Source organism: Neisseria sp. P0021.S005, from assembly GCF_051956955.1.
The window spans coordinates 1-8,711 of sequence record NZ_JBQCWY010000098.1 but is presented as its reverse complement, the minus strand read 5'-3'; the positions used below and the strand labels follow the sequence as shown (position 1 = coordinate 8,711).

Sequence of the window (8,711 nt, the reverse complement as noted above, 5' to 3'; positions counted from 1 at the left end):
GTTTATATTATTTTGACTATCCTCTGAAACTTATGAAAAAAATCCTTGTTACCGGCGGCGCGGGCTTTATCGGTTCTGCCGTTGTCCGTCATATTATCCAAAACACCCAAGACTCTGTCGTCAATGTCGATAAGCTGACTTATGCCGGCAATTTGGAATCTTTGACTGAGGTAGCCAATAATCCTCGCTATGCTTTTGAACAAGTGGATATTTGCGACCGCGCCGAACTCGACCGCGTATTCGCACAACACCAGCCTGATGCCGTGATGCACTTGGCTGCGGAAAGCCATGTCGACCGCTCTATCGATTCGGCAGGCGAATTTATCCAAACCAATATCGTCGGTACATTCAATCTGCTTGAAGCAGCCCGCGCCTACTGGCAACAAATGCCGTCTGAAAAGCGCGAAGCCTTCCGTTTTCACCATATTTCTACCGATGAAGTCTATGGCGATTTGCACGGCACAGACGATTTGTTTACCGAGACCACGCCATACGCGCCGTCCAGCCCCTACTCTGCTTCTAAAGCGTCCAGCGACCACCTCGTCCGTGCATGGCTGCGTACTTACGGTTTGCCGACCATCGTAACCAACTGTTCCAACAACTACGGCCCTTACCATTTTCCGGAAAAACTCATTCCTTTGATGATTCTGAACGCGCTTGACGGCAAACCGCTGCCCGTTTACGGCGACGGTATGCAAATCCGCGACTGGCTGTTTGTCGAAGACCACGCGCGCGCGCTGTATCAGGTTGTTACCGAAGGTGTTGTCGGCGAGACCTACAATATCGGCGGCCACAATGAAAAAGCCAATATTGAAGTCGTCAAAACCATCTGTACCCTGCTGGAAGAGCTTGTTCCTGAAAAACCGGCCGGCGTGGCACGTTATGAAGATTTGATTACTTTCGTACAAGACCGTCCCGGCCATGACGTACGCTATGCCATCGACGCTGCCAAAATCGGCAGGGAGCTGGGCTGGAAACCTCAAGAAACATTCGAATCCGGCATCCGCAAAACAGTGCAATGGTATTTGGACAACAAAACCTGGTGGCAAAACGTATTGAACGGCAGCTACCGTTTAGAGCGTTTAGGCACCGGAAAATAAGTTTTCAGACGGCCTGTTCCCATATTAGGCCGTCTGAAAATCACGCAAACACACACTACTCAGGAGAAAACCCATGAAAGGCATTATCCTTGCCGGCGGCAGCGGCACTCGCCTCTACCCCATCACGCGCGGGGTATCCAAACAGCTGCTGCCCGTGTACGACAAGCCCATGATTTACTATCCCCTGTCCGTATTGATGCTGACAGGAATCCGCGATATTTTGGTCATTACCACGCCTGAAGACAACGCCTCTTTCAAACGCCTGCTCGGCGACGGCAGCGATTTCGGCATTTCCATCAGTTATGCCGTGCAACCCAGTCCGGACGGCTTGGCACAGGCATTTATCATCGGCGAAGAATTTATCGGCAACGACAATGTTTGCTTGGTTTTGGGCGATAATATTTTCTACGGCCAATCATTTACGCAAACATTGAAACAGGCCGCCGCCAAGACCCACGGCGCAACCGTATTCGGCTATCAAGTCAAAGACCCCGAGCGTTTCGGCGTGGTTGAATTTGACGAAAACTTCAACGCCCTGTCTATCGAAGAGAAACCGCAACAGCCCAAATCCGATTGGGCGGTAACCGGCTTGTACTTCTACGACCAACGCGTCGTCGAGTTCGCCAAACAAATCAAACCGTCCGCCCGCGGCGAATTGGAAATTTCCGACCTCAACCAAATGTATTTGGAAGACGGTTCATTGTCGGTTCAACTTTTAGGACGCGGTTTCGCATGGTTGGACACCGGCACCCACGAGAGCCTGCACGAAGCCGCTTCATTCGTCCAAACCGTACAAAACATCCAAGACCTGCAAATCGCCTGCCTGGAAGAAATTGCTTGGCGCAACGGTTGGCTTTCCGATGAAAAACTGGAAGAGCTGGCGCGCCCGATGGCGAAAAACCAATACGGCCAATATTTGCTGCGCCTGTTGAAAAAATAATGTTTGAGGCCGTCTGAAACTTTTCAGACGGCCTTTAGATGAAAGATAAAACAATGAACATCATTGATACCGCCATTCCTGACGTAAAACTGCTTGAGCCGCAAGTCTTCGGCGATGCGCGCGGCTTTTTTATGGAAACTTTCCGCGACGAGTGGTTCAAGACCCAAGTCTGCGACCGCACCTTCGTGCAGGAAAACCACTCCAAATCCAGCAAAGGCGTATTGCGCGGCCTGCACTATCAAACTGAAAACACACAAGGCAAACTCGTGCGCGTGGTTGTCGGCGAAGTATTCGACGTGGCCGTCGATATGCGTAAAGACTCCCCTACTTTCGGCAAATGGGTAGGCGAGATCTTGTCTGCAGAAAACAAACGCCAACTGTGGGTACCCGAAGGTTTCGCTCACGGCTTCTATGTACTGAGCGATGAAGCCGAGTTCGTCTATAAATGCACAGACTATTACAACCCCAAAGCCGAACACTCGCTGATTTGGAATGATCCGACCGTCGGTATCGACTGGCCGCTGCAAGGCGAGCCGAATCTGTCGCCTAAAGACTTGGCCGGCAAAGTATTGGCTGAAGCAGTCACGTTTTAAAAAGTTTTAAAAATAATTCAGGCCGTCTGAAAGAATGCTCCTCTTTTCAGACGGCCTACAATCTATTAATAACAATAATCGACGAAAACGCATTGTGAAAAACGCCTACATTCCCTCTCGCGGCATCCGCAAAATTCCCCATCTCTCCACCCTATTGCCTGAGTTTCATATCTGCAAAGATGGAAAAGGTACAGAGACTGTCGTCGGCTGGGGTTTGCGCCCGACGACACACAAAGCGCGTACTTTCGCCGCTGAACACCGGCTTCCCTTTATTGCATTGGAAGACGGTTTTTTACGCTCGCTCGGACTGGGCGTCTCCGGTTATCCGCCCTATTCCATCGTCTATGACGATATCGGCATCTACTACGACACCACCCGTCCTTCACGTTTGGAACAACTGATTCTCGCCGCCGATACCATGCTGTCTGAAACCTTGGCTCAAGCGCAACAGGCGATGGATTTCATCCTGCAACACCACCTGTCCAAATACAACCACGCGCCCGAACTTTCAGAAGATCATCCTTTACGTTCCCCATCCAAACCCGAAACCGTCCTCATCATCGACCAAACCTTCGGCGATATGGCCATCCAATATGGCGGCGCAGACGCCTCTACGTTTGAACTGATGTTTCAGACGGCCTTGAATGAAAACCCGCAAGCCGATATCTGGGTAAAAACCCATCCCGATGTTTTGTGCGGCAAAAAACAAGGCTATCTGACCCAACTGGCGCAGCAACACCGCGTCCATCTTTTGGCAGAAGACATCAATCCGATTTCTTTGTTGCAAAACGTCGATAAGGTTTATTGCGTTACCTCGCAAATGGGTTTTGAGGCGCTTTTGTGCGGCAAACCACTGACCACCTTCGGCCTGCCGTGGTACGCCGGATGGGGCGTAAGCAACGACCGCCATCCCAAAATCGGCAGCCTTGTTCAAACCCAACGCCGCGCCCGCCGCAACTTGCTGCAACTCTTCGCAGCAGCCTATCTGCAATACAGCCGCTACCTCAACCCCAATACCGGCGAAGCAGGCAGCCTCTTTGATGTTATCGACTATCTGGCAACGGTCAAACGCAAAAACGACAAATTGCGTGGAGAGTTGTATTGCGTCGGCATGTCTTTGTGGAAACGCGCGGTTGCCAAACCGTTCTTTAACGTACCCTCATGCCGTCTGAAATTTATCTCCTCCACCCAAAAACTGGCAGGGGTCAAACTGTCCGACGATGCACGCATCCTAGCTTGGGGCAACGGCAAAGAGGCCATCGTCCGTTTTGCCGAACAACATAATATCCCCCTGCTGCGCATGGAAGACGGCTTTATCCGCTCGGTCGGACTCGGTTCTAATTTAGTGCCACCGCTGTCGCTCGTTACCGACGATATGGGCATTTATTTCAATGCCGAAACCCCGTCACGTCTTGAACACATCCTCCAAAACCAAAACTTCGACGACCAGGACTTTCAGACGGCCTTGAAGCTGCAAAAAATGCTGACCGAAAACCACATCAGTAAATACAACGTCGGCAGCTCAGACTTCACGGTCCCGTCAACCAACAAAACCGTAATCCTCGTTCCCGGCCAGGTTGAAGATGATGCGTCTATCCGCTACGGTTCGCCCCAAATCTATCGCAATCTGGATCTGCTCCGTACCGTACGCGAACGCAATCCCGATGCCTATATCATCTACAAACCGCATCCAGATGTAGTCAGCGGTAACCGCATCGGCCATATTTCCCCTGAAGATACGGCACGATATGCCGACCAAACCGTCGAACAAGCCGATATCCTGACCTGTCTCCAATACGCAGACGAAATACATACCATGACTTCGCTGACTGGTTTTGAATCCTTGTTGCGCGGCAAAAAAGTCAGCTGCTACGGTCTGCCTTTTTACGCAGGTTGGGGACTTACCCAAGATCTGCTCCCCATTCCGCGCCGCAGCCGCAGGCTTGAGCTTTGGCAGCTGATTGCCGGCACGCTCATCCACTACCCCGACTATATCCATCCCGAAACCCATCAGGCCATTAATGCGGAAACCGCTGCCCAAATCCTGATACGACAAAAAAATATGCAAAAAAACAACAACGGATTACATCGCGGGTACTTTGCTAAAAAATTAGGTAAAATCAAACAACTATATCGATCTTTCAAATAAACACCATCAAAGTTAACAATGCGTCATAAACCAGCTTCAATTGCGGCATCATTGCCTTTGCATCGTTAATACGCTTGGCGTATGCTTGAAAGTTCAACTCAAAACTATTACATAAAAAACAAAACCACATTGCGACATGAAACAGACCGTCCTCAAAAACAACCTGCAAAACCTGCTTGAAAGCGCAGAAAATATCCTGCTGCTTCAAAGTCCTGTCGGCGATTTTTTTCTGCGCCTTGCCAATTGGCTGACTGAAAACGGCAAAACCGTACATAAATTCAACTTTAATGCAGGCGACGACTATTTTTATCCGCCCACTCAAGCTCATACCGTTGTTTTTAACGACAACTACGATGCCTTTCCTGAATTTTTGCAAGAATACATCGTTCAACATCACATCCAGGCGGTTGTCTGCTTTGGCGACACACGCCCTTATCACGTCATTGCAAAACGCATTGCAAACGAAAACCAAGTCGGTTTCTGGGCGTTTGAAGAAGGTTATTTCCGCCCCTACTACATCACCTTAGAAAAAGACGGCGTCAACGCATTTTCCCCGTTACCGCGCCGTGCCGACTTTTTTTTGGAACAATTCCCCAAGCTGGCACAGCAAGAATACAAAGCGCCGACGCCGGTACGCGGCGGGTTTATGCCCATGGCCAAAAACGCCGTCCGTTACTATATCGAATTGTTCCGCAACCCGAACAAGTACCCGAACTACATCCACCACCGCGCATCCAATGCCGGCCATTACCTCAAACTGTGGTCAATCTCCATCCTCAAGCGTTTGAACTACTATATTGAAGACATCCAAATCGCCAAACGCGTGGAGGCGGGCAAATACGGCAAATTTTTTATTGTTCCCTTGCAGGTATTCAACGACAGCCAAGTCCGCATCCATTGTGACTTTTCCAGCGTCCGCAGCTTCCTGCTCCATATTTTGGCCTCCTTTGCCGCGCACGCGCCTGCCGATACCAACCTCATCATCAAGCATCATCCGATGGACCGCGGCTTTATCGACTACTCGCGCGACATCAAACGCTTTATCAAAAAACACCCCAAACTCAAAGGCCGTATCACTTACGTCCATGATGTCCCCCTGCCCGTTTTCCTGCGCCACGGCCTCGGCATGGTTACCATCAACAGCACCAGCGGCCTGTCCGGCCTGATTCACAATATGCCAGTTAAGGTTCTCGGCCGTGCCTATTATGATATTCCCGGCATAACCGACCAAAATACCTTGGCAGAATTTTGGAATCATCCGACACCGCCTGACAGCGACCTGTTCCATGCCTACCGTATGTACCACCTCAACGTGACCCAAATTAACGGCAACTTCTACAGTCAGGTGTTTTTCCCCAACAAAGACACATCCGACTCTTCCATACCGACAACCTGACTTAGCGAAGGAAAGTTCAGGCCGTCTGAAAATATTTCAGACGGCCTGAAGCAATCAATACCTTGGCTACTTCCATGTAAATCAAACACAAAAACCTGCATTTATCATTAACAATAAATTACAAAGACAGTATAATGACCGAGCTGTCATGAGCGCATACCGACTCAAGCTGAGCCTTTTGTAACACACAAAATATGGATGCCCCTAGGCAAAACAATATAACAAGCTAAGCATCCTAAAGATAAGCCAGCAAAACTATGCCGAGCAATATTTTTACAAAGCCCTCAACCGGTATCGCCGCCCATATGCCACAGCATCCGTCTTCCACTTTATATCCGCCCGCAAACCATGACCGCCGCTCCTGATATCCTCTACCGGCAAGCCGCCGCCCTTTTGGAACAATCCCATACCGCCCAAGCCCTGCCCCTGTTGCAACAGGCGGCAGAGCAGGGTTATGCGGAAGCTGCTTTCGCATTGGGCAACCATCTGCTGCAAAACGGCCAATTGGAGCAGGCACTTTCATGGTTGGAAGCCGCCGCTGCCCAACGCCACCCCATGGCACTCTTCACCCTGCTGCAACAACGCGAATACAACGGCACCCCGACCGGACAGCTTCTTAACGAATACGCCTGGCTGGGTGAGCAAGGTCACCTCGAAGCCCAATTAATCCTCATGCGTTACCACGCACAGCGCAATGATCCACAATCCCTCTACTGGGCGGAGCTTGCCGCTGCCCGATATGCTGCGCCTGCGTATTACCATCTGGCACGCCATCATCAACGCCAAGGCGACGTTGAAACAGCCATCGAACAATACGAAAAAGCGGCCACGCTCGGTGTGACTGCTGCCTGCTGGCAACTCGGTCAAATCTACTTCTACGGCACAGGCGTCAGCCACAACCACGCACAAGCCGAACAATATCTCGAACAAGCCGCGCAAGCCGGCCACATCGCCGCACAAACCCTGCTGGCCGACCTTCTTGCCGCCCAACGCAAACCCGAAGCCTTAGAATGGTATCGTCGTGCCGCCGATAAGGAACAAGCGGAAGCACAGGCCAAGCTGGCCCAATACGCCCTGACCGGCGAACTTTCCGAACGAGACCCGTTCCAAGCGGCACGCTACGCCAAAGCCGCTGCCGAAAAAAACCATCCCGAAGCCCTGAAAATCATGGGCGACCTCTACCGCTACGGCCTCGGCATCAAAGCCGACAACCATATCGCGCACGATTACTACCACCGTGCCGCCACGTTAGGTTCTGCCTCCGCGGCACAAAAACTCATCAGCGACGCCGCACTGTACCATCCGCAACAATACGAACAAATCAAAACAGCCGCCCTGCAACAGCAACAAATCGGAACCATCTACCGTTTGGCGGAAGCACAAGCCCACGCCATCGGTCGCTACGCAGACTACAATGCCGCGCGCAAGAATTACATGGAAGCAGCCGAATTCCACCATAAAAACGCGGCGGCAGCCTTAGGCCGCATCTACCATTACGGCCTCGGTACGGCGCAAGACCCTCGGGCGGCCGCCCACTGGTACGCAATCGCAGCCGAACAAAACCACCCTTCCGCCCAATACCACCTCGCCTGTTTTTACTATCACGGGCAAGGTGTCGGCTGTCATGTTCCGACCGCCTGCTACTGGCTGCAGGCCGCCATCAGCAACGGCCACACTTCGGCCGAATCATTAACATCCCTATTAGAACAATGGCGCCGCGAAGTGCACCATGCCATCGGTCAAAAGGCCGTCTGAAAATATTTACACTCGCATTTTTTGACAATCTTTAACTATTCCCCTAATATTTGCCAGTTATTTTTCACGGACACGTCATTGTTTTCATTTCTTTCTGAAAACACCTTGCCCGCGCATCAATACCATGACACTCGGCGGATAACGCCAAGCGTTGAAACACACTACATCCGGAACAAAAACGGATGCTCGGAAAAACATTTCTAGGAGGTGAAACAACATGGAATGGGAATTCAACAGTTATTACACACTGATTGCCGCCACACTCGTGTTGCTGGTTGGTAAATTTCTGGTTCAAAAAATCAAATTCTTACGAGACTTCAATATTCCCGAGCCGGTCGCCGGCGGTTTGGTTGCCGCTATCGTCCTGTTCGCCCTGCACGAAGCCTACGGCGTCAGCTTCAAATTTGAAAAACCGCTGCAAGATGCGTTCATGCTCATCTTCTTTACATCCATCGGTTTGAGCGCCGACTTCTCCCGTTTGAAAGCGGGCGGTTTGCCTTTGGTTATCTTTACCGCCGTGGTGGGCGCATTTATCATCGTCCAAAACTTTGTCGGTGTCGGCTTGGCGAGCGCATTGGGCTTGGATCCGCTGATTGGCCTGATTACCGGTTCGATTACCCTGACCGGTGGTCACGGTACCGCCGGTGCATGGGGTCCTGACTTTGAAAGCAAATTCGGCCTGACCGGCGCAACCGGCTTAGGTATGGCTTCTGCAACATTCGGCCTGGTATTCGGCGGTTTGATCGGTGGTCCTGTTGCACGCCGTCTGATCAACAAA

At 51.2% G+C, this 8,711-nt stretch carries 7 protein-coding genes; all 7 read left to right on the top strand.

Annotated features, from left to right (window positions below):
• Positions 1–32 precede the first annotated feature (32 nt).
• Positions 33–1,100, top strand: coding sequence for a dTDP-glucose 4,6-dehydratase (gene rffG, locus ACTHUE_RS07605; protein ID WP_049335785.1), 1,068 nt, complete (start codon positions 33–35; stop codon positions 1,098–1,100).
• Between the two features lie 73 nt (positions 1,101–1,173).
• A complete protein-coding gene (gene rfbA, locus ACTHUE_RS07600) occupies positions 1,174–2,040 on the top strand; it encodes a glucose-1-phosphate thymidylyltransferase RfbA (protein WP_004519082.1) in 867 nt (288 codons plus the stop codon).
• A 53-nt stretch (positions 2,041–2,093) separates the two neighbouring features.
• Positions 2,094–2,633: a dTDP-4-dehydrorhamnose 3,5-epimerase gene (gene rfbC, locus ACTHUE_RS07595; protein WP_036492531.1), complete on the top strand. Its 540-nt coding sequence runs from the start codon at positions 2,094–2,096 to the stop codon at positions 2,631–2,633.
• A 34-nt stretch (positions 2,634–2,667) separates the two neighbouring features.
• On the top strand, positions 2,668–4,782 hold the full coding sequence (locus ACTHUE_RS07590) for a capsular polysaccharide biosynthesis protein (protein WP_440361262.1): 2,115 nt from the start codon (positions 2,668–2,670) through the stop codon (positions 4,780–4,782).
• Between the two features lie 136 nt (positions 4,783–4,918).
• A complete protein-coding gene (locus tag ACTHUE_RS07585) occupies positions 4,919–6,178 on the top strand; it encodes a capsule biosynthesis protein (protein WP_049335783.1) in 1,260 nt (419 codons plus the stop codon).
• Positions 6,179–6,526: 348 nt separating this feature from the next.
• Positions 6,527–7,933 carry an SEL1-like repeat protein gene (locus tag ACTHUE_RS07580; RefSeq protein ID WP_004519087.1) on the top strand — a complete coding sequence of 469 codons (1,407 nt, stop codon included), beginning with the start codon at positions 6,527–6,529 and terminating at the stop codon, positions 7,931–7,933.
• Positions 7,934–8,150: 217 nt separating this feature from the next.
• On the top strand, positions 8,151–8,711 hold a 561-nt coding region (locus ACTHUE_RS07575; protein ID WP_440403322.1), incomplete at its 3' end, for a sodium/glutamate symporter.

What these genes read in the sequence shown, in the direction of transcription:
- rffG (WP_049335785.1), top strand. Translation starts at nt 33, where the DNA reads ATGAAAAAAATCCTTGTTACCGGCGGCGCGGGCTTTATCGGTTCTGCC.
- rfbA (WP_004519082.1), top strand. Translation starts at nt 1,174, where the DNA reads ATGAAAGGCATTATCCTTGCCGGCGGCAGCGGCACTCGCCTCTACCCC.
- rfbC (WP_036492531.1), top strand. Translation starts at nt 2,094, where the DNA reads ATGAACATCATTGATACCGCCATTCCTGACGTAAAACTGCTTGAGCCG.
- ACTHUE_RS07590 (WP_440361262.1), top strand. Translation starts at nt 2,668, where the DNA reads ATGCTCCTCTTTTCAGACGGCCTACAATCTATTAATAACAATAATCGA.
- ACTHUE_RS07585 (WP_049335783.1), top strand. Translation starts at nt 4,919, where the DNA reads ATGAAACAGACCGTCCTCAAAAACAACCTGCAAAACCTGCTTGAAAGC.
- ACTHUE_RS07580 (WP_004519087.1), top strand. Translation starts at nt 6,527, where the DNA reads ATGACCGCCGCTCCTGATATCCTCTACCGGCAAGCCGCCGCCCTTTTG.